This is a genomic window from Micromonospora sp. NPDC047793, from assembly GCF_040642635.1.
Taxonomy (GTDB): domain Bacteria; phylum Actinomycetota; class Actinomycetes; order Mycobacteriales; family Micromonosporaceae; genus Micromonospora.
Genome location: NZ_JBEYSG010000003.1, coordinates 334,490 through 360,401 on the forward strand (window position 1 = coordinate 334,490; position 25,912 = coordinate 360,401).

At 72.1% G+C, this 25,912-nt stretch carries 24 protein-coding genes and 1 pseudogene; 14 read left to right on the forward strand and 11 right to left on the reverse strand.

Translation table 11 applies throughout. The annotated features are described in order from the left end of the window. Positions 1 to 102: 102 nt before the first annotated feature. The 5 genes from ABZ738_RS09135 (at position 103) to ABZ738_RS09155 (ending at position 3,876) form a co-directional block, all read left to right on the forward strand. Positions 103 to 1,107: a YafY family protein gene (locus ABZ738_RS09135; protein ID WP_131052327.1), complete on the forward strand. Its 1,005-nt coding sequence runs from the start codon at positions 103 to 105 to the stop codon at positions 1,105 to 1,107. A 9-nt stretch (positions 1,108 to 1,116) separates the two neighbouring features. Continuing rightward, on the forward strand, positions 1,117 to 1,365 hold the full coding sequence (locus tag ABZ738_RS09140) for a hypothetical protein (protein WP_357212081.1): 249 nt from the start codon (positions 1,117 to 1,119) through the stop codon (positions 1,363 to 1,365). A gap of 179 nt (positions 1,366 to 1,544) precedes the next feature. Continuing rightward, a complete protein-coding gene (tatA, locus tag ABZ738_RS09145; RefSeq protein ID WP_131052329.1) occupies positions 1,545 to 1,865 on the forward strand; it encodes a Sec-independent protein translocase subunit TatA in 321 nt (106 codons plus the stop codon). 18 nt (positions 1,866 to 1,883) lie between these two features. Next, the gene (tatC, locus tag ABZ738_RS09150; protein ID WP_131052330.1) at positions 1,884 to 2,834 is read left to right on the forward strand and encodes a twin-arginine translocase subunit TatC; all 951 of its coding nucleotides are present in this window, start codon (positions 1,884 to 1,886) and stop codon (positions 2,832 to 2,834) included. 97 nt (positions 2,835 to 2,931) lie between these two features. Beyond that, a complete protein-coding gene (locus tag ABZ738_RS09155; RefSeq protein ID WP_176094017.1) occupies positions 2,932 to 3,876 on the forward strand; it encodes a diacylglycerol kinase in 945 nt (314 codons plus the stop codon). 429 nt (positions 3,877 to 4,305) lie between these two features. On the opposite strand, the gene ABZ738_RS09160 is transcribed toward ABZ738_RS09155, so the two are convergent. Continuing rightward, positions 4,306 to 5,067 carry an HAD-IA family hydrolase gene (locus ABZ738_RS09160; RefSeq protein ID WP_131057824.1) on the reverse strand — a complete coding sequence of 254 codons (762 nt, stop codon included), beginning with the start codon at positions 5,065 to 5,067 and terminating at the stop codon, positions 4,306 to 4,308. Between the two features lie 86 nt (positions 5,068 to 5,153). Here ABZ738_RS09160 and ABZ738_RS09165 point away from each other — a divergent pair, with 86 nt between their 5' ends. Then, positions 5,154 to 7,934: a DEAD/DEAH box helicase gene (locus tag ABZ738_RS09165; protein WP_176094301.1), complete on the forward strand. Its 2,781-nt coding sequence runs from the start codon at positions 5,154 to 5,156 to the stop codon at positions 7,932 to 7,934. A gap of 151 nt (positions 7,935 to 8,085) precedes the next feature. After that, positions 8,086 to 8,976, forward strand: coding sequence for an MHYT domain-containing protein (locus tag ABZ738_RS09170; protein WP_131056350.1), 891 nt, complete (start codon positions 8,086 to 8,088; stop codon positions 8,974 to 8,976). A 74-nt stretch (positions 8,977 to 9,050) separates the two neighbouring features. Here ABZ738_RS09170 and ABZ738_RS09175 read toward each other — a convergent pair whose 3' ends face one another. After that, complete coding sequence (locus ABZ738_RS09175) at positions 9,051 to 10,610, reverse strand: cellulose binding domain-containing protein (protein WP_357212085.1); 1,560 nt, start codon at positions 10,608 to 10,610, stop codon at positions 9,051 to 9,053. A 154-nt stretch (positions 10,611 to 10,764) separates the two neighbouring features. Here ABZ738_RS09175 and ABZ738_RS09180 point away from each other — a divergent pair, with 154 nt between their 5' ends. Beyond that, the gene (locus ABZ738_RS09180; RefSeq protein WP_357212087.1) at positions 10,765 to 11,178 is read left to right on the forward strand and encodes a type II toxin-antitoxin system Phd/YefM family antitoxin; all 414 of its coding nucleotides are present in this window, start codon (positions 10,765 to 10,767) and stop codon (positions 11,176 to 11,178) included. Here ABZ738_RS09180 and smpB read toward each other — a convergent pair whose 3' ends face one another. Both smpB and ABZ738_RS09190 read right to left on the reverse strand, forming a co-directional pair. Next, positions 11,179 to 11,694 (reverse strand): SsrA-binding protein SmpB, encoded by a 516-nt coding sequence (gene smpB / locus ABZ738_RS09185; RefSeq protein WP_176094298.1) that lies wholly within the window; start codon positions 11,692 to 11,694, stop codon positions 11,179 to 11,181. Positions 11,695 to 11,734: 40 nt separating this feature from the next. Beyond that, positions 11,735 to 14,158 (reverse strand): hypothetical protein, encoded by a 2,424-nt coding sequence (locus ABZ738_RS09190; protein WP_357212089.1) that lies wholly within the window; start codon positions 14,156 to 14,158, stop codon positions 11,735 to 11,737. Between the two features lie 204 nt (positions 14,159 to 14,362). Here ABZ738_RS09190 and ABZ738_RS09195 point away from each other — a divergent pair, with 204 nt between their 5' ends. The 3 genes from ABZ738_RS09195 to ABZ738_RS09205 all read left to right on the forward strand — a co-directional run bounded on the left by ABZ738_RS09195 (position 14,363) and on the right by ABZ738_RS09205 (position 16,746). After that, entirely contained in the window at positions 14,363 to 15,007 is a 645-nt protein-coding gene (locus ABZ738_RS09195; RefSeq protein WP_131055654.1) for a maleylpyruvate isomerase family mycothiol-dependent enzyme, read from the forward strand. Between the two features lie 348 nt (positions 15,008 to 15,355). Continuing rightward, a complete protein-coding gene (locus tag ABZ738_RS09200; RefSeq protein ID WP_162854383.1) occupies positions 15,356 to 15,499 on the forward strand; it encodes a hypothetical protein in 144 nt (47 codons plus the stop codon). Beyond that, positions 15,499 to 16,746 (forward strand): putative sulfate exporter family transporter, encoded by a 1,248-nt coding sequence (locus ABZ738_RS09205; RefSeq protein ID WP_357212092.1) that lies wholly within the window; start codon positions 15,499 to 15,501, stop codon positions 16,744 to 16,746. Before ABZ738_RS09200 ends, ABZ738_RS09205 begins: the two co-directional genes overlap by 1 nt. Positions 16,747 to 16,795: 49 nt before the next feature. On the opposite strand, the gene ABZ738_RS09210 is transcribed toward ABZ738_RS09205, so the two are convergent. Continuing rightward, a complete protein-coding gene (locus tag ABZ738_RS09210; protein WP_161595027.1) occupies positions 16,796 to 17,371 on the reverse strand; it encodes a helix-turn-helix domain-containing protein in 576 nt (191 codons plus the stop codon). Between the two features lie 100 nt (positions 17,372 to 17,471). Then, positions 17,472 to 17,741 (reverse strand): annotated as a pseudogene (locus tag ABZ738_RS09215) (hypothetical protein). Positions 17,742 to 18,316: 575 nt separating this feature from the next. Here ABZ738_RS09215 and ABZ738_RS09220 point away from each other — a divergent pair. Together ABZ738_RS09220 and ABZ738_RS09225 are read left to right on the forward strand one after the other, a co-directional pair. Further along, complete coding sequence (locus ABZ738_RS09220) at positions 18,317 to 19,192, forward strand: helix-turn-helix transcriptional regulator (protein ID WP_357212095.1); 876 nt, start codon at positions 18,317 to 18,319, stop codon at positions 19,190 to 19,192. 10 nt (positions 19,193 to 19,202) lie between these two features. Continuing rightward, on the forward strand, positions 19,203 to 19,400 hold the full coding sequence (locus ABZ738_RS09225) for a DUF397 domain-containing protein (RefSeq protein ID WP_357212097.1): 198 nt from the start codon (positions 19,203 to 19,205) through the stop codon (positions 19,398 to 19,400). Positions 19,401 to 19,418: 18 nt separating this feature from the next. On the opposite strand, the gene ABZ738_RS09230 is transcribed toward ABZ738_RS09225, so the two are convergent. The 3 genes from ABZ738_RS09230 to ABZ738_RS09240 are packed head-to-tail and all read right to left on the reverse strand — an operon-like array spanning position 19,419 to position 21,939. Beyond that, positions 19,419 to 20,147, reverse strand: a complete 729-nt coding sequence (locus tag ABZ738_RS09230) for an ABC transporter ATP-binding protein (protein WP_357212099.1) — start codon at positions 20,145 to 20,147, stop codon at positions 19,419 to 19,421. Continuing rightward, positions 20,120 to 20,980 (reverse strand): ABC transporter permease subunit, encoded by an 861-nt coding sequence (locus ABZ738_RS09235; RefSeq protein WP_357212101.1) that lies wholly within the window; start codon positions 20,978 to 20,980, stop codon positions 20,120 to 20,122. The genes ABZ738_RS09230 and ABZ738_RS09235 overlap by 28 nt, the downstream gene beginning before the upstream one ends. Further along, positions 20,977 to 21,939 (reverse strand): aliphatic sulfonate ABC transporter substrate-binding protein, encoded by a 963-nt coding sequence (locus tag ABZ738_RS09240; protein ID WP_176094294.1) that lies wholly within the window; start codon positions 21,937 to 21,939, stop codon positions 20,977 to 20,979. Before ABZ738_RS09240 ends, ABZ738_RS09235 begins: the two co-directional genes overlap by 4 nt. Before the next feature lie 167 nt (positions 21,940 to 22,106). On the opposite strand from ABZ738_RS09240, the gene ABZ738_RS09245 reads away from it, so the two are divergent. Continuing rightward, positions 22,107 to 23,276, forward strand: coding sequence for an LLM class flavin-dependent oxidoreductase (locus tag ABZ738_RS09245; RefSeq protein ID WP_176094293.1), 1,170 nt, complete (start codon positions 22,107 to 22,109; stop codon positions 23,274 to 23,276). A gap of 21 nt (positions 23,277 to 23,297) precedes the next feature. On the opposite strand, the gene ABZ738_RS09250 is transcribed toward ABZ738_RS09245, so the two are convergent. Beyond that, positions 23,298 to 23,807, reverse strand: a complete 510-nt coding sequence (locus ABZ738_RS09250; protein ID WP_357212104.1) for an NUDIX domain-containing protein — start codon at positions 23,805 to 23,807, stop codon at positions 23,298 to 23,300. A gap of 59 nt (positions 23,808 to 23,866) precedes the next feature. Then, positions 23,867 to 25,912 carry a glycogen debranching N-terminal domain-containing protein gene (locus ABZ738_RS09255; protein WP_357212106.1) on the reverse strand — a complete coding sequence of 682 codons (2,046 nt, stop codon included), beginning with the start codon at positions 25,910 to 25,912 and terminating at the stop codon, positions 23,867 to 23,869.

The window sequence follows — 25,912 nt, forward strand, 5'->3', positions numbered from 1 at the left end:
GGAGTGAGCTTGCGAGCCCCGCAGTCGCGAACGAAAGGCCGGCTCGGTGAGCGCGAGGAGTGAGCTTGCGAGCCCCGCAGTCGCGAACGAAAGGCCAGCTCGGTGAGCGCGAAGACCTCCTCCCGCACCTCGGCCGACCGGCTGGCCCGGTTGCTCAACCTGGTGCCGTACCTGCTCGCCCGGCCCGGCATCGAGATCTCCGAGGCGGCCGGCGACCTGGGTGTCACCGAGCGTCAGCTCCGCGAGGACCTGGAGCTGTTGTGGGTCTGCGGGCTGCCCGGGTACGGGCCGGGTGACCTGATCGACATGGCTTTCGACGGCGACCGGGTGACGATCACCTACGACGCCGGGATCGACCGGCCGCTGCGGCTCACGCCCGACGAGGCGCTGGCCCTGGTGGTGGCGTTGCGGATGCTGGCCGAGACGCCCGGGGTGGCCAACCGGGAGGCGGTGGAACGGGCCCTCGCCAAGATCGAGGACGCGGCCGGTGACCAGGTCGCGGCGCCGGTGGAGGTGCGGCTGCCCGGCGACACCGGCCGGGTGGAGCAGCTCCGTGCCGCCGTGGAGGGCGGCCGGGCGCTGCGCATCACGTATTACACGGCGGCGCGGGACGAGACCACCGAGCGCGTCATCGACCCGCTGCGGGTGCTGATGGTCAGTGGCCGCACGTACGTCGAGGCGTGGTGCCGCCGGGCCGAGGCGGTCCGGTTGTTCCGGGCCGACCGGATCGACGCGGTCACCGAGCTGAGCGAGGCGGCCGTGGTGCCGCCGCAGGCCCGCCCGCAGGACCTCAGCGAGGGCGTGTTCCGGCCCTCGTCGGAGCTGCCGCTGATCACGTTGCGGATCGGCCGGGGGGAGCGGTGGATCACCGAGTACTACCCCTGTGAGCGGATCGAGTCCGACGGCGAGCGGTGGGAGGTCTCGCTGCGGGTCACCGACCTGGGCTGGGCCCGTCGATTCGTGCTCGGCCTCGGTCCGGACGTCACCGTCGTCGCCCCGGCCGAGTTGGCCGAGCAGGTCCGGGACGCGGCCGTGGCGGCGCTCGAGGCGTACGCGACGCCGGTGTCGCCGGGTGCGGACCCGGCGGGGTCGGCGGCCAGGCAGTAGGCTGACGCCGTGCTGAAGTGGATCGTGCTCGCGCTGGTGCTGGTGCCGTTGATCGTCCTCGCTCTGGCGGTTCGTCCGGTGATGGCCCGGTTGCCGCATCTGCGTCGTGCGGTCCTGCGGTTGCAGCGGCGGGCCGACGAGGCCGCCGCGCTGAGCGCCGCCGCGGAGAGCCTCCAGCAGCGCGCCGAGAGCATCCAGAGCCGGTTGGAGACGACCGAACAGCGGCTGACCCTGATCCGCGCCAGCCGGGGCGACTGAGCGCCGACCTGCCCCGATCCGACCCCGCATGATCGATTCGGTGGTTGACGGGATGCTCGTACGTGGTCGAGACTTCACCCACCGGGACGCCCCTTCGCCCGGCGGGTGGCAACAGCCGATGACGCACGTACGATGGGCTGCGGTACACCCTCATCGACACAGAGCGACTGGAGTTTCCCATGGGTGCCCTCAGGCCCTGGCACATCGCCGTACTCGTGGTCGTGATGATCCTGCTCTTCGGTGCGAAGCGGCTTCCCGACGCGGCGCGCTCCCTGGGCCGCTCGCTGCGGATCATCAAGGCGGAGACCAAGAGCCTCGCCGACGACGACCGCGACCTCGCCGGCAAGGCCGACGCGCAGGCCGGCTACCAGCCGTACCCGCCGCAGCAGCCCCAGCAGGCCCCGCAGCAGCCGCCGTACCAGGGCACTGTGCAGCCGCCGTACCAGGGTTCCGTGCAGCAGCCGGTCGCCGACCCGGTGCAGCGCGTCCGCGAGAACTGATTCCGGAGGCCGATCACCGTGGCCTTCGGACTCCGCAAACGCGGGCCGAGCAACTTCGAGCGGGCTTCCGACGGCTCGATGACCCTGATCGAGCACTTCCGTGAGCTGCGTAGCCGGCTGTTCAAGGCGTCGCTGGCCATCCTGGTCGGCTTCGGTCTCGGCCTCTGGCTCGCCCGTCCGGTGCTCGACCTGTTGTCCCAGCCGTACTGCCAGCTGCCCGGAAGCACCCTTGCCGACGGTCGGTGCAACTTCGTCCAGCTCGGCCCGGCAGACGTCTTCCTGCTCAACCTGAAGATCAGTCTCTGGGTCGGGCTCATCGTCGCCGCGCCGATCTGGCTCTACCAGCTCTGGGCGTTCATCGCTCCCGGCCTGCACCGCAACGAGCGGCGGTACGCGTACGTCTTCACCGCCCTGGCGGCGCCGCTGTTCGCGGCCGGCGCGGTGCTGGCGTACTTCGTGACCTCCAAGGGCCTGGAGTTCCTGCTCCAGGTCTCCGGCGACGACATCAACACGACGCTGGACATCACCCGCTACATATCGTTCGTCACCAACCTGATCCTGCTGTTCGGGGTGGCGTTCGAGTTCCCGCTGATCGTGCTGATGCTCAACTTCGTCGGTATCGCCAGCGCGAAGAAGCTGCTCGGCTGGTGGCGGATCGCCGTCTTCCTGTTCTTCGCCTTCGCCGCGGTGGTCACCCCGACGCCCGACCCGTTCGGCATGACCGCGCTGGCACTGTGTCTCTGCGCGCTCTACTTCGCCGCCGTCGGGGTCGCGTTCCTCAACGACAAACGGCGCGGGCGCGGCAAGGAGGTCTACGCCGGTCTCGACGACGACGAGGTCTCCCCGCTGGAGCCCGATCCGGAGCCGGTGCAGGCGGGTGCGCGGGTGGAGGCGTCCAGCCCGATCGAGGCCCCCGAGCCGGTCACCGCACCCCGGCCGATCGAGCGTCGCTTCGACGACGTGACCTGACCGGACCGATCACCACGAACGCCGCTCCCGTCGGGGGCGGCGTTCGTGCTGGGCGGACCGGGGAATTCGGCCCGTTCACCGCTGACCCCGGGACCGGATGGCGGGTACGGTGCACGCCGTGACCGCAGACGATCACCTCCCGAATCCCGACGGGCCTGTCGCCGTACTGGCGAATCCGACCGCCGGGCGCGGCCGGCACCGGGGCCTGTTGCCGGACCTGGTGGACCGGCTCTCGACCGCCGGACGTCCGGTCCGGCTGCTGCGCGCGGGCAGCGCGATCGAGGCGGAGGCGGCCTGCCGGGCGGCGGTCGCCGAGGGCGCTTCCGCGCTGGTCGCGGTGGGTGGCGACGGCACGGTCCACCGGGCGATGCAGGCGGTGGCCGGCACCACGGTGCCGTTCGCCCCGGTACCCGCCGGCACCGGCAACGACTTCGCGATCGAGACCGGATTCCCGAGCGATCCGCGCGCGGCGGCGGACGTGATCGCGGCGGCGCTGCGCGCGGGCCGCAGCCGTCCCGTCGACCTGGCCAGGATGACCGGGTACGACGACACGGTGCGCTGGTACGGAGCTGTGCTCGCGGCCGGCTTCGACGCGATCGTCAACGAGCGGGCCAACCGGATGCGCCGGCCGAAGGGCGCACGCCGCTACGATCTGGCGATCCTGGTGGAGTTGGCCCGGCTGCGCCCACGCCGGTACACGCTCACCCTCGACGGTGAGCGGGTCGACGTCGACGCGGTGCTGGTGGCGGTCGGCAACAGTGCCAGCTACGGCGGCGGGATGCGGATCTGCCCGGACGCGGACCCGACCGACGGGCTGCTCGACGTGGTGGTCGGTGGCCGGTTCGACCGTCGTACGCTGATCCGCGTCAAGCCGCGCATCTACGCCGGCACGCACGTGGACCACCCGCTGGTGCGCACCTATCGCGCCCGCACGGTCACGGTGGCCGCCGAGGGCATCACCACGTACGCCGACGGCGAGCGTTCGCTACCCCTCCCGGTCACCGTCACCGCCGTCCCCGCCGCCCTCCACCTCCTCCACTGACCCGCTCCCACCCCGCCTGCACTCCCCTGCACCCCCGCACTGCCCGCGTCACCCACCCCGCATCACCCTCCGCCCTCGCCTGCACACCCTCCCCGGCGCAAGCCAGCCCCCACACCCGCCCCGACGTTCCGCACCTCACGCTGACCCCGCCGATCATGGAGTCGCGGCGGCCGAGAATGCTGGCAAAAGCCGCGAACCAGCGACCACGACTCCATGATCGCGTGAGCCGCCCACGCCCGCCTCGTCGATCAAGAAGTTTGATCGCGCCCGGGGGCGGCGGGTGACGCAAACTCCTTGATCAACCGGACGGGGGGAGGCGGGGGAGGCGGGGGAGGGCGGGAGGGGGAGGGGGGGGGGGCGCCGCGGCCCCGGGGCCCCCCCGCCCCCCCCGGCGCCGGGCGGCCCCCGCGCCGCCGCCGGCGGGGGGGGTTAGGGGTGGGGGAGGAGGTCGAGGACGGAACCTAGGCCGTTGGGGCGGCCGGGGTCGGCGGGAGGCAGGACCAGCACGGCGCAACCGGCGGCCACGGCACCGGCGTCGGCGGGAGTGTCGCCGACCATCAGTGACTCCTCCGGGTCGACGCCGAGCATCCCGCAGGCGCGCCAGAAGATCGCCGGGTCGGGCTTGCAGCGGCCCACCTCGTAGGAGAGGACGAACGCGTCGACCAGGTCGGCGAGGCCCCAGGCGTCGAAGATGGGCCGCAGGTCGAAGCCGATGTTGCTGACCACGCCCACCTTTACGCCGGCCGCGCGCAGCCCGGCGAGCGTCGGGGCGGTGTCCGGGTACGGTACCCAGCCCTCCGGCACCAGCACGCGCTCGTAGAGAGCGTCGGCGAACCCGTCGATCCCCGCGTCGACCGTCTCGGCCAGCCCGGTGTACGCGCCCCGGTGGGCGTGCTCGTAGAGGTCACGGTCGGCCCACAGCTCGGCCAGTCGGGGCGGCACCCGACCCGGCAGTGGTCCTCCGGCCCGGCCGGCGGTGAGCAGCCGGTCGGCCAGCGCGGTGGCGCGAATGCGGTCCAGCGTCACGCCGCACGCCGCCGCGGCGGCCAGCACCCACTCCCGGGGCTCCTCGACCTGCGCGAGCGTGCCGTGGAAGTCGAGCAGCACGGCCCGTACGGGCCGGCGGGACGGCCTGCGACGGGTGTCGTCGACACCGGGGAGGGCGTCGGTCGGTTCGGGATGATCCGGCACGACGTGCACCCTACCGACCCACCCGGACCGCCCTGCCGGACGGCCTTGCCGGGTGGCCGTCGGTGGCACGCACTAATCTTGGTGACATGTCGAGCCCCGCCGAGCGGTACGCCGCGGCACGCCGCCGGGCCGCCCAGGCCTCACAGTTCCCGGCCCTGGAAGAGTTCACCGCCGATCTCGGGTTCGACCTCGACGATTTCCAGCGCGAGTCGTGTCAGGCCCTGGAGCGGGGCAGCGGGGTGCTGGTGTGCGCCCCGACCGGGGCCGGCAAGACCGTGGTCGGCGAGTTCGCCGTACACCTGGCGTTGCGGGGTGCCCCCGGGCAGCCGGCGCCGGTCGACGGCGCCCGCCGCAAGTGCTTCTACACGACGCCGATCAAGGCGCTGTCCAACCAGAAGTACCACGACCTGGTCGACCGCTACGGCGCCGAGCAGGTGGGGCTGCTCACCGGCGACAACGCCATCAACGGCGACGCGCCCGTGGTGGTGATGACCACCGAGGTGCTGCGCAACATGCTCTACGCCGGGTCGAGCACCCTCCAGGGCCTCGCGTACGTGGTGATGGACGAGGTCCACTACCTGGCCGACCGGTTCCGGGGCGGGGTGTGGGAGGAGGTCATCATCCACCTGCCCGCCTCGGTCACGCTGGTGTCGCTGTCGGCGACGGTGTCCAACGCCGAGGAGTTCGCCGACTGGCTGATCACCGTTCGCGGCGAGACCACGGTGGTGGTCAGCGAGCACCGTCCGGTGCCGTTGTGGCAGCACATGCTGGTCGGCAAGCGGATGTTCGACCTGTTCCACGACGCCGACGCCGCCCGCAAGCACGACGTGCACCCGGAGTTGCTGCGCTACACCCGGGACACGGTGCGCCGCCTCGACCTGGGCGAGGGACGGTCCGCCGGGCCGGGTGCCGGGCGGCGGGGGCCGCGCTGGCGGGGGCCGCTGCGGCCGGACATCGTCGACCGGCTGGACCGCGAGGGCCTGTTGCCGGCGATCCTGTTCATCTTCAGCCGCGCCGGTTGCGACGCGGCGGTGCAGCAGTGTCTGGCGGCCGGGCTGCGGCTCACCTCGCCCGAGGAGCGCTCGGAGATCCGCCGGGTGGTGGAGTCCCGGATCACCGCCATCCCGGGCGAGGACCTGTCGGTGCTGGGCTACTGGGAGTGGCTCGACGGCCTGGAGCGCGGGCTGGCCGCCCACCACGCCGGCATGTTGCCGGCGTTCAAGGAGGTCGTCGAGGAACTGTTCGTCCGGGGGCTGGTCAAGGCGGTCTTCGCCACCGAGACGCTCGCGCTGGGCATCAACATGCCGGCCCGTTGTGTGGTGCTGGAACGCCTGGTCAAGTACAACGGCGAGGCGCACGTCGACCTGACCCCGGGGGAGTACACGCAGCTCACCGGGCGGGCCGGCCGGCGGGGCATCGACGTCGAGGGGCACGCCGTGGTGGTGTGGTCCCCGGAGACCGATCCGCGGCACGTGGCGGGGTTGGCCTCCACCCGGACGTATCCGCTGCGGTCCAGCTTCCGGCCGTCGTACAACATGTCGGTCAACCTGGTCGGCACCGTCGGCGCGGCACCCGCCCGCGAGCTGCTGGAGTCGTCGTTCGCGCAGTTCCAGGCGGACCGGTCGGTGGTCGGCCTGGCCCGGCAGGTGCAGCGCAACACCGAGACCATCGAGGCGTACGGCGCGGAGGCGGCCTGTCACCACGGCGACTTCGACGAGTACTTCGCGCTGCGGGTCGCCATCGCCGACCGGGAGCGGGCCATCGCCCGTCAGGGGCAGAGTCAACGCCGGGCGGCGGCGGTGGCGGCGCTGGAGCGCCTGCGGGTGGGTGACGTGATCCGGGTGCCGTCGGGGCGCCGCGCCGGTCTGGCCGTGGTGCTCGATCCGGCGGCCGGCGGGTTCAGTGAGCCCCGGCCGCTGGTGCTCACGCAGGACCGGTGGGCGGGTCGGATCAGCCCCGGCGACTTCACCACCCCGGCCGAGGTGCTGGCGCGCATCCGGGTGCCCAAGCACTTCAACCACCGCAATCCGGCCGCCCGGCGTGACCTGGCGGCGCAGGTCAGCGGCACCGGGCTGGACCGGCACTCCCGTCGGGGCGCACGCGGCCGGCAGTCGGGGGAGGACCACCGGCTGACCCAGCTCCGCACCGAGATGCGGCGGCATCCCTGCCACGCCTGCCCGGAGCGGGAGGAGCACGCCCGCTGGGCGGAGCGTCGGCGTCGGCTGGAGCGGGACACCGAGGAGCTGCGGCAGCGGGTCTCCGGGCGGACGGGGTCGTTGGCGCGTACGTTCGACCGGATCGTGGCCCTGCTCACCGCGCGGGGCTACCTGACCGCCGAGGGCGCGGTGACCGACGCCGGGCGGATGCTGGGGCGGATCTGGACGGAGGCCGACCTGCTGGTGGCGGAGTGCCTGCGGCGCGGGGTCTGGGACGGGTTGTCCCCGGCCGAGCTGGCGGCGGCGGTCTCGGTGGTGGTCTTCGAGGCGCGCCGGGACGTCGACGAGCGGGCGTCGCTGCCGCGTGGCGGGGTCGCCGAGTCGGTCGACGCCACGTTGAAGCTGTGGAGCGAGATCGAGGCGGACGAGGCGGCGCGGGGCCTGACCGTCACCCGGGAGCCCGATCTGGGTTTCGCCTGGCCGGTCTACCGCTGGGCGCGGGGTGAGGCGCTGGCGAAGGTGCTGGCCAGCGGTCACGAGTTCGACGGCGAGATGCCGGCCGGTGATTTCGTCCGGTGGGCCCGTCAGGTGGTGGACCTGCTCGGGCAGCTTGCCGACTCGGGTGGGGCCTCGACCGAGCTGCGGGCCACGGCCCGGCAGGCGATCGCCGCCGTCAACCGGGGAGTGCTGTCCTACCATTCGCCGGCGTGAGGATGTCGCTCGGAAACCGACGCATCGCTGAGTAATCGTGACAACACGGCGTGAAGTGCCTCCGAACGCCTATTGTGCCTGCTCGGGTGCTCCCCGATCATGTCTTCGGCGCGTCGCTACGCGCTGGTAGCAGCTCTGGGGGGAGCCCGTTGTGGCGGAAATCAATCATTTTGAATACGGATGGATCACGCCGGCGATCAGTTATGCGCTGTCGGTGCTGGGTTCCATCCTCGGCCTGATCTTCGCGGGCCGGATCCGGATCGCGCAGTCCACCGGGCAGAAGATCTGGTGGGGGACGCTCGCGGCGTGGGCGCTCGGCGGCACCGCGATCTGGACGATGCACTTCATGGCGATGCTCGGCTTCGCGGTGACCGGCTCGCGGATCCGGTACGACGTGCCGATCACCGTCGTCAGCGCGCTGCTGGCGGTGATCGCGGTCGGCATCGGCCTGGCCATCGTGGGCACCGGCCGGCTGTCGGCGGTACGCATCCTGGCCGGCGGCCTGTTCACCGGTCTCGGTGTGGCGGCGATGCACTACACCGGCATGGCCGCGATGCGACTGGACGGCCAGATCGGTTACGACACGCTGCGCGTGGTGGCGTCCATCGTGATCGCGGTGGTTGCCGCCACCGTGGCGCTCTGGCTCGCGGTGACCGTCCGTCGCGGGCTGGCGATCTTCGGCTCGGCGCTGGTGATGGGCGTGGCGGTCAACGGCATGCACTTCACCGGGATGAGCGCCATGTCGGTGCACCTGCACGACCAGCGGACCGACATCGCCGGGGCCACGGTCAGCACCATGCTCCTGCCGATCGTCCTGCTGGTCATCTTCGGCGTGGTGGGCCTGGTGTACGCCCTGCTCGCCGCGCCGACCGAGGAGGACCGGGCGGCGATGGCGTACCTGGACTCCCTGCGCGACCCGGCCGTGGCCGCGCCGGCGCCGGCCGCCGTCACCGCTCCCGACCCGGTCGGACTGCGGGCCCGGTCGAGCCTGGCCCGGCCCGGCGCCCAGTTCCCGTCCCGCCGGGACCGCCCGACTCGCTGAGTGTCGGCCCGGCCCCAGGGCCGGTGGTGGCCCCGAGCAACGGCGCTCGGGGCCACCACCGTGTGTGCCGTGGATCAGGACAGGGCCTTGAGGAACGGGCCGTGGGTGCGGCCGAACTCCCACTGGTAGAAGCGGTCCCAGTTGATCGACCACGTCATCAGGCCACGGAAGTTCGGGTTGGTGCCGCTGCGGGGCGTGTAGCCGCCGCAGTTCTGCCCCCGGACCAGGCAGGTGACGGCCGCCTGCACACCGGCCGGGGCGACGTAGCCGTTGCCGGCGCTGACCGACGACGGTGCGCCGAAGGCGACCTGGTCCTCCCGCAGCGCGGGGAAGACGCGGTCCGGGTTGCCGGCCACCGGGAAGCCGGCGAGCAGCATGTCGGTCATCGCGATGTGGAAGTCGGCCCCGCCCATGGTGTGGTACTGGCCGTCCAGTCCGACGATCGGGCCGGAGTTGTAGTTCTGCACGTGCAGCACGGTCAGGTGGTCCCGCAGCGCGTGGATCACCGGCAGGTACGACCCGGCGCGCGGGTCCTGGCCGCCCCACGGTCCCGGCCCGTAGAACTGGTGACCGAGCTGGACGAAGAACGTCTCCGGGGCCATCGTGAGCAGGAAGCCAGGCCCGTAGCGCTGCGTGAGCGTACGGATCGCCGAGATCAGGTTCACCACGACCGGGGTGGTCGGGTTGCGGAAGTCGGTGTCGCCGGGGTTCAGGTACAGGGAGTGGCCCTCGAAGTCGATGTCCAGCCCGTCGAGGCCGTACCGGTCGACGATCGCCGACACCGAGCGGACGAAGGTGTCCCGGGCGGTGGTCGTGGTGAGCTGGACCTGTCCGTTCTGCCCGCCGATGGAGAGCAGCACCTTCTTGCCCTGCTGCTGCTTGGCGCGGATCGCGGCGGTGAATTCGGCTTCGCTCTCCACCCCCGGGCACTCGGCGACCGGGCAGAGCTGGAACCGGATGTCGCCGGAGGTGACCGTGGTGGGCTCACCGAAGGCGAGGTTGATGACGTCCCAGTCGGCCGGTACGTCGGCCATCCGCAGGTAGCCGGAGCCGTTGGCGAAGCTGGCGTGCAGGTAGCCGATCAGGGCCCGTCGGGGCAGCCCGCCGGTGGGCGGCGTCGTCGGGGGCGGCGTGGTGGGTGGCACCGTGGTCGGCGGCGGGGTGCTGGGCGGTGTCGTGGTGGGCGGCGGTGTGGTGGGTGGCGGGGTGGTCGGCGGGGTGGTCGGTGTGCCGCCGCCGCAGGACGCGCCGTTGACCCGGCAGTCGGTGGGGGATCCGGGGCCGGTGGCCAGGAAGCCGAAGGAGGCCGAGGCGCCCGGGGCGAGGGTGCCGTTCCACGACCGGTTGGTGAAGGTGTGCCGCTGGCCGACGCTGCTGACGGTGGCGTCCCAGAAGGAGCCCAGGGTGGTCCCGGCGGGCAGCGTGAAGGCGACCTGCCAGGAGGTGATCGTGCTGCTGCCGCCGTTGGTGACGGTGTACCTGCCCTCCCAGCCGGTGCCCCAGTCGGCGGTCTTCACGAAGCTGGCGGTGGGACCGGCGGCCTGTGCCGGGGTGGCCGCCACCAGCGTGGTGGCGGCGACGGTGGCCAGGGCCGCGACGGCGGTGAGCAGTAGATGTCGGGTGGGGCGACGCATCCGGACCTCCCGGGGGACGAGGGCCGTCGATCGACGGATGCATAATTATTAAGATTGTTTACTGTAGATGTCCAGGGTTCGGTGGTGGCCTGATGGGCGCGGTCCCTGATGGACGGTCGCGGAAAGTGTCGTACCCCGCACGCACCATGTATTCATGGCTGTCCCCGCCCTCACCCCAGGCACCGTCCCGCCGCGCTCGCTGCCGCTGCGCGAGGCGCGCACCCGGCTGAGTCAGCTCGTCGCCATGGCGGAGCTGACCGACACCGTCACCGTGATCACCCGCGACGGCGATCCCCGTCCGGTCGCCGCGATCGTGCCGGCCGGCGCGGTGCGCACCGCCGCCCAGGCCCGCGCCGACGCCGACCGGCTCGCCGAGGTCACCGCCGGCTGGGCCCGTCGGCTGGAGGCCCAACGGGAGCAGAGCGGCCGTCGCCACGCCGCCGAGCTGCGCGCGGTGACGACCGCGCTCGCCGAGGTCTGGGCCGAGCTGGAGCGCCGCGCCCCGGCCGGTGGCGACGCCGCGCTCGCCCGGCTGCGCGCGGCCCACGAGCACCTGCTCGCCGGCTGATCACCGACCGGTCGCACGCCCTTCGGCGTACCGGCCCGTCCGCCCCTTGAGGCGACGACCCATCTCCCGGGCGATCTCCCGATCGGCGTCCCGGGCGGCCAGCGCCTGCCGCTTGTCGTACGCCTTGCGGCCCTTGGCCAGCGCCAGCTCGACCTTGGCCCAGCCGCCCGAGAAGTACATCGACAGCGGCACGAGGGTGAACCCGCCCTCGCGGATCTGTGCCAGGATGCGTTCGATCTCCACCCGGCGCAGCAGCAGCTTCCGGGTCCGGCGGGGCGCGTGGTTCGTCCACGTGCCGTAGCCGTACTCCGCGATGTGCAGGCCGTAGAGCATGATCTCGCCGTCGAGTTCCTGGGCGAAGGCGTCGACGAGCGAGACCCGCTTCTCCCGCAGTGACTTGACCTCGGTGCCGGCCAGCACGATCCCGGCCTCGTAGGTCTTGAGGATCGTGTAGTCGTGCCGCGCCCTGCGGTTCGACGCGACGACCGTCCGCTCGCTGTCACCGGAGGTGCCCACCCGGCGAAGGATAGTGCCTGGCCGCACCGGCCGCGCAGGCTTACCCGGCCCCGTCGACCGGTCGCCGACGAGAGACCTCCCTCGGCACGGCGGAGTTCACCGGCCGGGTGGACTCCTCCGGCGCGGTGCCGGCCGTCCTCGCGTGGCGGGCCCGCGCCCGGGCCCGCAGCCGGGCGGTCAACTCGGCCACCGCCGCGGCGAACCGGGGATCCGACTCACCCGGCCAGTGACCGACGATCGGTGGCGGCACGCTGTCGCCCGGTGGCGGCACCACGTCGACCGGGTCCCGCAGTCGACGGTCGACGTCGCCGGCCGGGCCGGGCACCGTGGGCCGCCGGTCCGGTCGGTGGGGCGAGAAGACCCAGCCGCCGATCGGGTCGGTGTCCCGCCACAGGTTCACCCAGCGCCAGTTCACCCGGCGACCCACCTCGCGGAGCACGTCCTCGTCGACGTAGGCGGGGAACAGCCGCGCGTAGAGCCGGCGCAGCGGTGAGCCGTACGTCAGCAGGGCCAGTCGGCCGCACACCTGCGGCGGCAACTGGAGGATCGTGGCGGCCAGCAGCACCGCGCCGTGACTGTGCCCGGCCAGCAGCACGCCGTGCCCCTGGCCGGTGAGGTACGTGATGCGCCGACTCAGCTCCGGCACGGCCCGTTCGGCGTAACAGGGCGGCGCGAACGGGTGCGCGGCGCGGGGCCAGAAGGTGCCCAGGTCCCAGAGCACGCCGACGTACCGCCGGAACCCCGCCGTGCGGTAGGCGAAGATGCCGCCGACCAGCAGGGCCAGCACCACCGCGGCGATCAGGAAGCTGCCCACCTGGATGCCGAACTCGGTGGCGGCGGCGGGAACCCCGGTGAGGCGCTGCACGACGGTGCCGGGCGACAGGTCGAGCATGCCGAGCAGGCTGGTAGGCATGCCCGCGCCGACGACGCAGGCGTAGACCACGGCGAGGACCTCCAGGCGCTCGGTGAACCGGGCCCGGGCGATCGTCCGTTCGATCTGGCGCAGGCGGTAACCCGCCGCCGGTGGCGCGTCGGGGAAGTCGCGCGCCACGGTGGCCCGGGCGGTGCGCCGCCGCGCGAGGCGACTGGACAGCGTGATCACGACCGCGCCCACCAGGACGGTCGCCGCCGCCACGAGGAAGACGAAGATGGCCCACTTGTAGCCCAGCGGTGGCCCGATCTCCCATTCGTCGTCGGCTGCGGCACGGCGGTTGAGCAGGTCGGCGATCCGATAGACGAGGTCGGCGGTGATCGCCACGGCGAGCCCGGTCGCGGTGGCGGCGATCACCGGAGCGCCCAGCCCCTGCAACGGCCCGGCACCGAGCCCGTCGCGGCCGGGTCCGCGACCGCTCTCGTCCATGTCGGCTCCGTCGCCCGTCTCGCCGTCAGCGATCCCCGCCGACGTCGGGACGGCGCCGCGAACCCGGTGGCGCAGGGCCAGCGACACCGTTCCGAGGACGAACAGCAGCACGGCCTGGGCCAGGATGACCGCCCCGACCATGAAGGCGTACCCGGGCAGGCCGTTGCCCAGGCGCCAGGGCGACGGATCGAGCGCCACCACGACCAGCGCCAGCGGGGTCAGTACGCACGCGGCGGTCCGCAGCCCGCCGGTCAGCCGATCCATCCGCCGGTGGGTGGTCGGGGCGTCGATCAACGGGTGGACGCAGACCAGGGCGACGCAGCCGACGAGGACCAGCCCCGTGACGACGGTGAGCGCCGTTCCCGTCGCCGACGAACCGGATCCGATCCGGGCCACGAGCAGGCTGAGGGCCAGGGTGGCGAGGCCGGTGGCCACGTGCAGCGACCGCAGCCGGCCGACGGTCGGCCCGCTGTCCCACTGACCGACCGCGCTGAGATGGTGCGGACCCGTGGTGGCCATCGGGGTGTGGAACGCCTCGAAGTCGTGCCCGGGTCGGGCGCTGAGCCGCCAGACCAGCCCGATGGCCGCCGCCGGGATCAGTGCGAAGACCGCCAGCGTCACGCCGGTCGGTCGGTCACCGAGCCAGGAGAGCCAGGGACGGTCCTGGAGGCAGTACGGGTTCGGCAGGCAACGCCAGGCGACCAGGTCCACCGCCATGCCGACGGCGCCGAGCACGTACAGCATGGTCAGGGTCAGCGCGAGCAGCCGGCACACCGCCTTGAGGCCGGCCCCGGAGGTGCCCCGGTGCGCCGGGCGCATCCAGATCGCGACGTTGCACAGCATGAACGGCAGCAGGAACATCAGCGACAACGTCCGGACCAGGGTGCCCGACGGAAGGTCACTCCAGCGGTACGCCTCCAGCGTGACCCCGGCCGGCCCCGTGGTGTCGGGGTAGCCGGGACGCGGGCGGTGGAACCCGCCGCTGCCGTCCCCGGCGACCTGGTGGCTGTGCGGGCGGTTCAGGATCTGTTCGGCGCCTGCGCCGGACACCCCGTGCACCCGCAGTTCCACGACGTCGTCGGTACTCCTCGGCCAGTCGGTCATCGGCCCCCCGGAAGATCACCCTGTCCCGGCAATCGACGGGCCGGCCGCCGGCTGGCGCGGCACGGCGCCGCCCCGTCTACCCGTCCAGGGGCCGACCACGCCTCGGCGGCCGGGTGTCCGGTCATGTCGGCCCGGCAGGTGCCGGTCCCCGAGGTGCCGCCTCGCCTCCACCGCCCGGTGCCGGTCGCCCTAAGCTGCTCGGCGATGAACTCCGTCGACTCCAGCGATTCCGCTCGCATCGCCGCCCAGATCGTCGCCGCCCGGGGCGCCCTGGCCGACGATCTCGCCGATCTGACCGATGCCCAGTGGGCCACCCGCTCGCTCTGCGGCTCCTGGACCGTCGAGGAGACGCTGGCACATGTGACCTCGGCCGCGCGGATGACTCCGTTCCGCTGGATCCGCAGCATGGCCGCAGCCGGGTTCCGCCCGGACGTGCACAACCGGCGACGCCTGCGCGAACACCTCGGCGCGACGCCCGCCGAGACGCTGGCGACGTTCCGGGCCGCCGTGTCCGCCACCACCGCGCCGTCCGGGCACTCCGCCGCGTGGCTGGGCGAGGTCGTCGTGCACGGCCAGGACATCCGCCGCCCGCTCGGACTGCACGGTGGGCCGTCGGTCGAGGCGGCCACCACGGTCGCCGAGTTCTTCGTGTCCAGGAACTTCGCCGTCAACAGCCGCACCGTGGCGAAGGACCTGCGGTGGGAGGCGACCGACGGACCGTTCCGCAGCGGTGCCGGTCCGGTCGTCCGAGGAACGACGGAAGCGCTGGTGATGGTGCTCGCGGGCCGACGCGCCTACCTCGCGGACATCACCGGCGACGGTGTCGAGACCGTGGGCGCCCGCATCTAGGGCATCGGCGCGTTAACGCGCCGACCCGGTGCCGACCCAGGGGGCTGGGCCTCGCCGCCGGTCGTCGCGGCTCCGGCGGCCATGTCGTCGTTCGTCGAGGAAATGGAACCCGCCCGGATCGTGGACAGCTCTTGTATTCCTACTTTCTCGGTAGGAATATAGGTCGGTGGTCACCGATCTGCGACTCACCTCCCGCCGGGTCGTCGACCTGATGCGGGTCGCCTCGGAGCTCTGTACCCGCTCGGGCCGCGCCTGACCGGCGCGAGCCCGACGAGCCCGTCACCCGGCCACCCCGCGCGCCCGTACGCCTCCGCGTCGCCGTGCCCTCTCACCCCCGGAGGAACCTCCATGAGTGCCCCCGCACCCCAGCCCACCCCCACCACGCCGGAGAGCCGGTTCGCCGTCAACGAGGACTGGGCCGCGACCCTCCTCGGTCTGGTCCTGCTCGGTCTGGTCCTGATCGGTGCCATCCCCGCCGGGCTGGTGCCCTGATGACCACCGACGCCAACCGACCCGCGACCGGCACCGACTCCGAGACCGCCACCGGCTCGACGGCCGCTGCGGACGCCTCCACAGTGGGCGCGACCGGTGCGCCCGTACGGACCGAATCGGCACCCGCCGGTCCGGCCGCACTGCCGCCTGCCGCGACACCGCCTGCCGACGGCTCCTTCTGGGCCTGGACCGCCGTCGGCCTGCTGGTCGTGCTCGTTCTCGCCGTCCTGACCCGCTACCTCGAACAGAACGTGCCCACCTGGGTCGAGGGCACGGCGGTCGAGGACGTCGCGGGCGCAATCGAATACCCGGTGTACGCCATCCTGCTGGGCCTGCTCGGCAACGCGGTGGTGACGCTGACCGGGTGGCGTGACCGGATCGCCGCCGCGTTCCGCACCGAGTTCTTCATCAAGACCGGTCTGGTCCTGCTCGGCGCGTCGATCAACCTGGCGGTCATCGCCAGCGCCGCCGGGCCGGCCATCGCCCAGGCGTTGCTGCTGATCAGCGGCGTGTTCCTGTTCACCTGGTGGCTCGCCGGGCGGCTCGGTCTGGACGACAAGCTGCGCGCCCTGCTCGCCTCCGCCGTCTCCATCTGCGGAGTCAGCGCCGCCATCGCCGCCGCCGGTGCGGTACGCGCCCGCCGGGAACAACTGGCGTACACGGCCAGCCTGGTGATCGTCTTCGCGTTGCCGTCGATCTTCCTGCTGCCCTGGCTGGCCGACGTGCTCGGGTTGGAGTCGGCGGTGGCCGGCGCCTGGATCGGCGGCAACATCGACACCACCGCCGCCGTCACCGCCGCCGGTGCGCTGGCCGGTGACGAGGCGTTGCAGATCGCCAGCATCGTCAAGGTCACCCAGAACGCGCTGATGGGCGTGGTCGCGGTGGCGCTGACCGCGTACTTCGCGCTGCACGTCGAGCGTCGGGCCGGCGCGGCCCGTCCGGGGCTCGGCGAGCTGTGGCGCCGGTTCCCGAAGTTCGTCCTCGGCTTCGTCGCCGCGTCGGTGATCGCCACCTGGTATCTCGACGTCGCCGGAGCGGACGGCAAGGCCACCATCGCGATCGTCAACGACCTCCGGACCTGGTTCTTCATCCTGGCCTTCGTCAGCATCGGTCTGGAGGTGCGGGTGGCGGCGCTGCGGCAGGCCGGGTGGCGGCCGGTGGTGGTATTCGGCGCCGCCACCGTGTTCAACCTGGTCCTCGCGCTGGGCCTCGCCTCGGTGCTGTTCGCCGGCTTCTCGACGAGCTGAGGCGCGATCGGCCGGGAACCGGACCTCCCCCCGGTTCCCGGCCGTCGGTCTAGGCAGGCCCGGTGGCCGACAGGTAGGCGTGGCCGCGAGCGGAGAGTTCGTACCCGGAGGGCAGGCTGAGGGTCAGGCCATGTGCTTTGAGGGTTCGGAGGCGTCGTTTCAGGGAGTCCTTGTCGATCGACAGCTCGGCGGCGAGCCGCGCGGCGGTGATGCCCGGCTGGCGGCCGATCCGGTCCAGCGCGGCGCGGGCCCAGGGAGTTCGGGCGTCGAGCCGGTCCAGCACGGCGTCGAGATCGGCGATGTCGGCTGGCGAGAGCACCGGGTTCTCGGCGAGCGCGGTGCGGGGATCGGGCCCGGCCCACGACAGGGTGATGCGCCAGAGTGGATCGGCGTCGTCACCGCGCAGGGTCGAGAGCAGGGCCTCCCGTGTGGCGTACCCGGCGTCCCGCGCGGCGGTCGTGTCGAGCTGTTCGGGCTCGGCGCGGTCGACGGCCTCGACGCGTACGATTCCGGCCACCGTGTGGAACGTCGAGCCGGGTCGCACCCGTGGCCGGATCCAGCGCCGGTAGGCGACGGTGACCTCCCCGGCGGCGACGCCGTGCGCGATCTCGTGGGTCAGGATCACCGGCGACCTTCGTCGAACTGGGGCAGAGGTCGCTTCCGGGGCCGAGCCTGACGCAGCGCCAGAGTCGAACCCCGGTTGCCCGGCACGAGTCTCCACCCGCTCATGTCCACACGGTACCGGGCATCTTCCTTCTTCCCGGTCCACGAATCGGCAGGCGCGTCGGTGCGGTACGCAGCCCGGCCGGCTGCACGAAGACGGCCCGCCGGGTGACAGCCTCTCCCCGCATGTCGAGCTGGTAGCCCTCCAGCTAGATCCACCCGTCGTACGTGGTCCAGGTCAACACCCGGATCACGCGGAACAGGATCGGCCGACGAAACTGCACGCTGGCCTGCGGCCCGATCAGGAGCAGATCACCGGCGCGCGGCGCGATGGTCACGGCAACCACCCGAGGAACCGCCGATGCAACAGCCCGGCCGGAGCCCACCCCATGTCCTGACTGGCCGCCACCAGGCACGCGCCTAGATAGAGCGCCAACGACATCGGAGCCTGGTCGTACTCGGCCCGCAATTCCTGACGACGCGTACGGCAGGGCCAGGGTGCACCACATCCCGCACAGGTCCAGATCGGCACCACCGGCCCGTGCGCTGTCATGACGCCTCTCCCGGCCAGTGGCCCCGATTGATCGGCACCCGGTACCGCACTCGACACGGCAGATCCCGGCCGCACCGACACGTCACCCGCCTCAGCACGTGGTTCCACCTCGGCCGATGCCGACGCGCGAACGTGAGAGCCGCAGCGAGCAGGAACTCGTTGTAGGTCATCTGCCGGACCATCTGCCCCTCCTCCGACGAGGGGCGTGGCGGCCGGGCCACGCCGGGTCATCCGACCACCACACCCAGTGACACCGTTTCACGCAACCAAGCAATCCGCAATATGCGGATCCGGCATGTGCGATCAATTCTTATGCGAAAGGAAGTCACATCGTTTGTGTGGCACGATGGCCCCATGGCCACCCGTCAAAGTCCCACCGTCCAGCGGCGGCGGCTGGCGCTCACCTTGCGGAAGCTTCGTGAGCGGGCCGGCCATACGTCCGCAGATGCGGCCCAACAGGTGGATCACGACGGAAGCTGGCTCAGCCGCGTCGAGAACGGCGACGTGCGTCCACACCCGAACGACGTGCGGGCACTACTGACGCTGTACGGAGTGGAGGGCGACCAGGCCGAAGCGGTGGTCGCGGTGGCACGTCAAGCGAAGCAGCGTGGGTGGTGGCAGCGGTACAGCGACGTCCTGCCCGACTGGTTCACGGCGTACGTGGGCATGGAGTCCGAGGCATCGGTCATCCGCACGTACGAGTGCCAGATGTTCCCGGGTCTGCTTCAGGGTGAGGAGTATGCCCGCGCGGTATTCCAGACCGGTCCGATACCTCTGCGCGACGACGAGATCGAGCGGCAGGTGTCACTCCGCATGGAACGCCAGAAGATCCTGGCCAAGGATGACCCGCCGATACTGCGAGTGGTGATCGACGAAGGAGCCGTCCGCCGCGTGGTGGGAGGACCCGAGGTGCTGCACCGGCAGATCAGGCTCCTGGTCGAGCACTCCACTCGGAGCAATGTCCAAGTTCAGCTACTGCCGTACTCCACCGGCCTCGGCTTCGACGGCAGCTTCGTCATCCTCGACTTCCCACCCCTGCCGGAGCCCTATCCGGACGCTGCCGAAGAGAAGATGGTGTACGTCGGCACTCTCACCGGTGCGCTGTATCTGGACAGGCCTGCGGAGATCTCTGCATACGCCACAGCTCATGAACAGCTTCAAGCTGTGGCTCTGGGACCGAAGCCCACTCGGGATAGGCTGCTCGCGTTGGCCGAGGAGTTGGTCAAGTAGGAGGACCCGCATGAACCCGACTCGCGCGACCTGGCGCAAGAGCACCCGGTCGGGGTCGACCGGGAACTGTGTCGAGGTGGCCGACAATCTCCCGGCCGTGGTCGCGGTGCGGGACAGCAAGGACCGGCAGGGGCCGGTGCTGTCGTTCGGCACCGATCAGTGGGCCGGGTTCGTCCGGGGTGTCAAGGGCGGCAGACTCACCGCCTGAGCGGCGAGACTCCCGTCCTCACGTGGGTACGCCGAGTCGGTCGAGCAGGCGGCGGCGTAGTGCGCCGAAGGCCGGGTCGTCGGGAGACCGGTTCGGGCCGAGGGGCACGTCCAGTTCCTCGGCGATGACGCCGGACTCCAGCAGGAGCAGCCGGTCGGCGAGCAGCAGTGCCTCTTCGACGTCGTGGGTGACCAGCAGCGCGGCGAAGCCGTGTTCGGCGCGTAGCCGGCGCAGCAGTGCCTGCATCCGGAGTCGGGTGAGCGCGTCGAGCGCGCCGAAGGGCTCGTCGAGCAGCAGCACGTCGGGTTCGCGTACCAGGGCTCGGGCGACCGCGACCCGCTGTGCCTGGCCGCCGGAGAGTTCGGCGGGCCAGGCGCGGTGGCGGTCGGCGAGGCCGACCTCGGTCAGCGCCCGGTCGACCCGCTGGGCCACGTCCGGGCCGGAGAGCCCGAGCGCGACGTTGTCGGCGACCCGTTTCCACGGCAGCAGCCGGTGCTCCTGGAAGACGACCGCGGCGGTGCCGCGCAGGGCGGTCTCGCCGGTGGCCTCCTCGTCGAGGCCGGCGAGTACGCGCAGTAGGGTGCTCTTGCCGGAGCCGCTGCCGCCGAGCAGGGCGACCACCTCGCCCGGCGCGATGCTCAGCGAGGCACCGGCCAGCACGGTGGTGGTGCCGAAGTCGCGGCGTACGCCGGTCGCGGTCAGCACCGCCGTCGCGCCGGTCAGGTTGCCCGAAGTCCGCGTCGCCATGACAGCGTCCTCCTTTCCAGGGTGCGGATGGCCACGTCGGAGAGCAGCCCGAGCAGGGCGTAGACGAGCAGGCCGAGGACCACCACGTCGGTCTGGCTGAACTCGCGGGCCTCCATCATCAGGAAGCCGATGCCGGTCTGGGCGTTGACCTGTTCGCCGACCACCAGGCTGAGCCAGGCGGCGCCGATGGCCAGACGGAGGCCGAGGAACAGGGCGGGCAGCGCGCCGGGCAGCACCACGTGCCGCAGCCGGGCGACGGTGCCCAGGCCACACGTACGGGCCGCCTCGACAAGTCTCTCGTCGATGTCCCGGATGCCGGCGTAGGTGTTGAAGTAGAGCGGGAAGAAGGCGCCGAGGGCGACCAGGCTGATCTTCAGCGACTCGCCGATGCCGACCCAGATGATCAGCAGCGGTACCAGCCCGAGGTGCGGCAGCATCCGGGCCATCTGGACCGGTGGGTCGATCAGGTCGTCACCGAGCCGCAGCAGCCCGGCGACGGCGCCGAGGATCAGGGCGAGTCCGCCGCCGATGAGCAGTCCGGCACCGGCTCGGCTGAGCGAGTCGAGCAGGTGGGTCAGCAGGGTGCCGTCGCTGGCCAGGCGCCACCCGGTGGCCAGCACGGTGCTCGGTGCGGGCAGCTTCTCCGGCGCGAGCCACCCGGCCCGGGCCGCCAGCTCCCAGGCGGCCACCAGCAGCACCGGGCTGGCCAGCCGCCACCAGGCGACCGTCAGGATCGTGGTGCGTCGCCGCCCTGCGGCGGGCCGGGGTGTATCGAGATCTGCGGGGCCCGATGTCGCCGGCGCCTCGGCGGGTGGCGCGGTCGCCCTGGTCACCGGTACACCTCGGTGAAGCGGTCGTCGATGCGGGAGCGGATGTCGACCGGGCCGGGGATGAGTTCCAGGGTGGCGAAGCCGTCGGCGATGGCCTGCAACTCGTCGCCGACCGCGGGGGTGACCGGGGCGAGGGCGCGGGCGCTGCGGTCCAGGGCCCGGCTGGTCACGTCCTCGGGGATCTTCAGCTCGGGGGCGAGCACCGCGGCGCGTTCGGCCGGGTTGGCGATGCCCCAGTCGGTGACCGTCCGGTACGTCCGCAGGAACGACTCGATCTGCGGGGACTTCTCCGCCAACGCGTCCGGGTGTGCCAGCACGTACTCCCGGTTGCTGGCCAGGCCGGTGGCGTCGGCCAGGATCCGGACGCCGGGGCGCTCGGCGAGGGCGAAGTACGGGTCCCAGATCACCCAGGCGTCGACCTGCCCGTTGTCGAAGGCCGGTCGCCCCTCGGCGGGCTTGAGGTACTTCACGTTGATGTCCTGCAACGTCAGGTCGTTCGCCTCCAGCAGCCGGACCAGCAGCCAGTGCACGTTGGAGCCCTTGTTCAGGGCGACCGTACGTCCCTTCAGGTCGGCGAAGGTCCGGATCCCGGAGTCCTCCTTGACCAGCACCGCCTCACCCTGCGGGATCGGCTCGGAGGTCCCGATGACGGAGAACGGGATCTTGCCGGCGGCGGCGAAGATCGGCGGTGCCTCCCCGGTCTGTCCGATGTCGATCGAGCCCGCCTTGAGCGCCTCGGTCAGCGCCGGGCCGCTCTCGAACAGCGACCATTCGGCGTCCGGGGCCTCGCCGCGCGCCTTGACCAGGCTCAGCCCGCCGAACCGCTGGTAGCCGATGCGCAGTCGGGGAGTGTCGTCGTCGCCGCTGGCCGACCCGCCGCACGCGGTGAGGCCGACCGCGGCGACCAGGGCGAGCGCCGTGAGCAGGGCGGTGCGGGCACGACGTGGGGGAGGGGTACGCATGAGGTCTCCTGGACACGGGAAGAGGGGATCGGCGGACATCGACGGAAGTCCGGGACGGCAGCAGCCTACTAAACCGATAGGTTTTATCGGTAGTCTGTCCGCATGGTCGTCCCATCTCTCAGGAGTGGACGGCCGGACCCACCCCTGCGCGCCCGAAGGATCGAGTCATGTCGTTGACGTTCCACTGGTTCCTGCCCACGTACGGCGACAGCCGGGACATCGTCGGCGGCGGGCACGGCATGTCGGCGGGAAGGGCCGGCGGCTCCCGCCCACCCACCATCGGCTACCTCGGCCAGATCGCCCGTACGGCGGAGCAGCTCGGCTTCGTCGGCGCGCTGACCCCGACCGGGGCCTGGTGCGAGGACGCCTGGCTGACCACCGCCATGCTCACCGAGGTCACCGAGCGGCTGAAGTTCCTGGTCGCCTTCCGGCCCGGCCTGCTCTCGCCGACCCTCGCCGCGCAGATGGGCGCCACCTTCCAGCGCCTCTCCGAGGGGCGGCTGCTGGTCAACGTGGTCACCGGTGGCGAGTCGCACGAGCAGCGGGCGTACGGCGACTTCCTGGACAAGGAGGCGCGGTACGCGCGTACCGACGAGTTCCTGCACGTGGTGCGGGCGCTCTGGCGCGGTGAGACGGTCGACCACGCGGGTACGCATGTCCGTGTCGAGCAGGCCCGTCTGGCCCGCCTGCCGGAGCCGGCCCCGCCGGTCTACTTCGGTGGCTCGTCGGCCGCTGCCGGCCCGGTCGCTGCCAGGCACAGCGACGTCTACCTCACCTGGGGTGAGCCGCCGGCACAGGTCGCCGCCAAGCTGGACTGGATCCGCAAGTTGGCCGCCGAGGCCGGGCGGACGGTCCGGTTCGGCATCCGGCTGCACGTCATCTCCCGGGACACCGGCGACGAGGCGTGGGCGCAGGCGCGACGGCTGCTCGACGGCATCGCCGACGCCGACATCACCGCCGCCCAGGAGGGGCTGCGCCGCAGCGAGTCCGAGGGTCAGCGCCGGATGCTCGACCTGCACGGCGGCTCCCGGGACGGCCTGGAGATCTCGCCCAACCTCTGGGCCGGCGTCGGGCTGGTCCGGGGTGGTGCGGGTACCGCCCTGGTGGGCAGTCACACCGAGGTCGCCGACCGGATCGCCGAGTACCACGCGCTCGGCCTGGACGAGTTCGTGCTCTCCGGGCACCCGCACGTCGAGGAGGCCTACTGGTTCGGCGAGGGGGTGCTGCCGATCCTGCGCGCACGGGGGCTGTGGCACCACCCGGCGGGCGCGCCGACGGTGTCGCAACCCGCCGGCATCCCGTTCGCCACGCCGCCGGTACCCACCGCCCGGCGCTGATCCACGCGGAGGTGGGTGGCGTCAGCGCCGGGCGGCGAAGAAGTCGGCCAGTACCCGGGTGTGGGTGGAGAACGCCAGCTCGGTCGGCTCGGTCAGCACCAGCCATTCGGTGGCCTCCGCCGTCGGCGTCGAAGGGGGAAGCTCCTCGGCCCGGCGGGCCGGCAACTCACCGAAGATCATCATGGTGCCGCCGGCCGGTGCGCTGTGCACCGCGACCAGTCGGGCGTCGGCCGCGTCCGCGCGCAGCCAGGTCTCCTCCCACAACTCCCGGACCAACGCCTCGCGCCAGTCCTCGCCGTACTCGACGAAGCCGCCGGGCAGCGCGAGCAGGCCGCGCGCCGGCTCGATGTCCCGCCGCACGACGACCAGGCCGACGCCGTCGGCGGTCCGCACCGGCAGCAGCGCCACGGCCACCGGCAGCGGGTTGCGCCAGACCGTCTGGCCGCAGGCCGCGCAGACCCGGGGCCACCCGGCGTCCGCCGGATAGGCGGCACCACAGTACGAGCAGTGCGAGTACGGCAGGCCGGTCATGTCGCTGCACGTTACCCGCCGGACGGCTGCGCACCTGCGCCGCCGCCGATCCCGTCCGCTCAGGGCGCGCCCGTGCGGGCGTTGCCGATCGCGTCCTTGTGACCCCAGCGACCCGGGATGTCGAGCAGCTCGATCCGGCCGAACCGCTGGGGGATCGCCGGATGCACCACCAGGTGCTCACCGTACGGTTCCAGGCCGAGCAGGGTACGCAGCAGCAGGAAGATCGCGCCGGTGGCGGAGGCCTGCGGGCTGTTCGCCGCCGGGTACGGCACCGGGAACCGGGTCAGCGCCCGGTCGTAGCCGGCGAACGACTCCGGTACCCGCCCGGCGAAGTGCTGCGCCGCGTCGATGATGCTCTCCGCGATGACGCCCGCCTCGGCCAGGAAGCCGTACCGGCGCAGCCCCATCGCGATCAACGAGTTGTCGAACGGCCACACGGTGCCGACGTGGTAGCCGAGCGGGTTGTAGCTGACCTGTTCGGTGGCGAGCGTGCGTACGCCCCAGCCGGAGAAGAGCCGGGGCCCGAGCAGGTGGTCGGCGACGGCGGCGGCCTTGTCGTCGTCGGCGATGCCGCTCCACAGCAGGTGCCCCATGTTCGACGCCAACGCGTCCACCCGGTCGCCGTCGGGGCCCAGCGCCAGCGCGAAGTACCCGCCGTCGTCGATCCAGAAGTCCCGGTTGAACCGCTGCTTGAGCTCCGCCGCCTGTTGCTCCAGGCGGTCGGCGTACGCCGGGTCGTCCCAGAACTCGCGGGCCAGCCGGGCACCACGCCGTTTCGCGTCGTACGCGTACCCCTGCAACTCGCACGTGGCGCGGGGCAGCCCGGGCAGCCGGCCGTCGCGATAGCAGATCGCCTCCGGGGAGTCCTTCCAGCAGTGGTTCTTCGCCCCGCTGCGGTCGTTGCGCGGCTGGTACCAGATGTACCCGTCGCCGCGTACGTCGCCGTACTCGTCGATCCAGCGCAACGCGGCCCGGGCGGTGTCCTCCAGTTCGCGGACCAGCGCACCGTCACCGGTCCAGCGTTCGTACTCGTCGAGCAGCACGACGAAGAGCGGCGTGACGTCGGCCCCACCGAAGTACGGCGACTGCGGGCGTTCCTCGAAGGCCGCCAGCTCGCCGTACCGGAACTCGTTGAGGATCTTTCCGGGCTCCTCGTCCCGGAAGTCGTCGAGCACCGTGCCCTGGTTGAGCGCGAACAGACGCAGTGCGGTGGTGGCCAGGCGGGGCACGAAGGGCAGCGTCTGGAAGCAGGTGAAGATGCTGTCCCGGCCGATGAGCGTCGCCGACCAGGGCAGTCCGGCAGCCGGCATGGACTCGTTCGGTGTGGCCAGCGGGGTGTACCGCAGACCCGCCAGGTCGACCAGCCCGCGCCGGTAGGTGGTGGCCATCGGCTCCCAGTCGCAGGTGAGCTGGGGTGCGTCGGCCAGCCACTCGCTCAGGTCGTGGTGTAGCCGCGCCCCCTTCTGGTGCCCGTGGTGGCCGAGCCGGGTCCGGATGTCCTCGCCGTTGGGGCTGGGGACCAGGCCGTCCACCTGGAGCCTCGTGCTCCACCTGCCCTGCCGCTCGACCCGGATCCGGAATGTCAGCCCGCGCTCGTCGATCTCGGCGGGTTCGGAGGAGGAGACGTCGGTGAGCCGGTGGAACCTCTCCCGCCGGTATCCCAGCCGCAGACGGTCGGCGGAGACCTCGCGGTAGCCGCGCAACGTCGAGGCACGCGGCCAGACCACGTTGTAGATCGGGGCGAAGTCGCTGTCCACCTCGACGCGCAGGACGTGGTCGACCGGCTCGCCGGTGTGGTTGAGTACGGTCAACTGCTCGACGAAGCCATAGCCCGAGATCCACCGGTCCCGGATCACCGACACCTTGGCGTCCACGTAGTGGGTGGGATGGCCGGGGACCAGGAAGAACCTGATCTCGTAGTAGCTGGGGTCGTGCACGGCCAGCGGGTGCAACTCCTCGCCGTCCAGGCTCAGCCGCCAGGTCGACAGGAACCGGGTGTCGAAGGCGAAGAAACCGCTCGGGTTGGTGGGGCTGAACGCCATGTCGCCGTTGTCCTCGCTGAGCGCGAAGACGTTGCCGTCGAGGATGCGGACCAGCTTCTTCAC

Coding starts and splice junctions, on each gene's coding strand:
- tatA (WP_131052329.1), top strand. CDS start 1,545: ATGGGTGCCCTCAGGCCCTGGCACATCGCCGTACTCGTGGTCGTGATG.
- ABZ738_RS09155 (WP_176094017.1), top strand. CDS start 2,932: ATGGCGGGTACGGTGCACGCCGTGACCGCAGACGATCACCTCCCGAAT.
- ABZ738_RS09165 (WP_176094301.1), top strand. CDS start 5,154: ATGTCGAGCCCCGCCGAGCGGTACGCCGCGGCACGCCGCCGGGCCGCC.
- ABZ738_RS09175 (WP_357212085.1), bottom strand. CDS start 10,610: ATGCGTCGCCCCACCCGACATCTACTGCTCACCGCCGTCGCGGCCCTG.
- ABZ738_RS09180 (WP_357212087.1), top strand. CDS start 10,765: ATGGCTGTCCCCGCCCTCACCCCAGGCACCGTCCCGCCGCGCTCGCTG.
- ABZ738_RS09190 (WP_357212089.1), bottom strand. CDS start 14,158: ATGACCGACTGGCCGAGGAGTACCGACGACGTCGTGGAACTGCGGGTG.
- ABZ738_RS09195 (WP_131055654.1), top strand. CDS start 14,363: ATGAACTCCGTCGACTCCAGCGATTCCGCTCGCATCGCCGCCCAGATC.
- ABZ738_RS09200 (WP_162854383.1), top strand. CDS start 15,356: ATGAGTGCCCCCGCACCCCAGCCCACCCCCACCACGCCGGAGAGCCGG.
- ABZ738_RS09205 (WP_357212092.1), top strand. CDS start 15,499: ATGACCACCGACGCCAACCGACCCGCGACCGGCACCGACTCCGAGACC.
- ABZ738_RS09220 (WP_357212095.1), top strand. CDS start 18,317: ATGGCCACCCGTCAAAGTCCCACCGTCCAGCGGCGGCGGCTGGCGCTC.
- ABZ738_RS09225 (WP_357212097.1), top strand. CDS start 19,203: ATGAACCCGACTCGCGCGACCTGGCGCAAGAGCACCCGGTCGGGGTCG.
- ABZ738_RS09230 (WP_357212099.1), bottom strand. CDS start 20,147: ATGGCGACGCGGACTTCGGGCAACCTGACCGGCGCGACGGCGGTGCTG.
- ABZ738_RS09240 (WP_176094294.1), bottom strand. CDS start 21,939: ATGCGTACCCCTCCCCCACGTCGTGCCCGCACCGCCCTGCTCACGGCG.
- ABZ738_RS09245 (WP_176094293.1), top strand. CDS start 22,107: ATGTCGTTGACGTTCCACTGGTTCCTGCCCACGTACGGCGACAGCCGG.
- ABZ738_RS09250 (WP_357212104.1), bottom strand. CDS start 23,807: ATGACCGGCCTGCCGTACTCGCACTGCTCGTACTGTGGTGCCGCCTAT.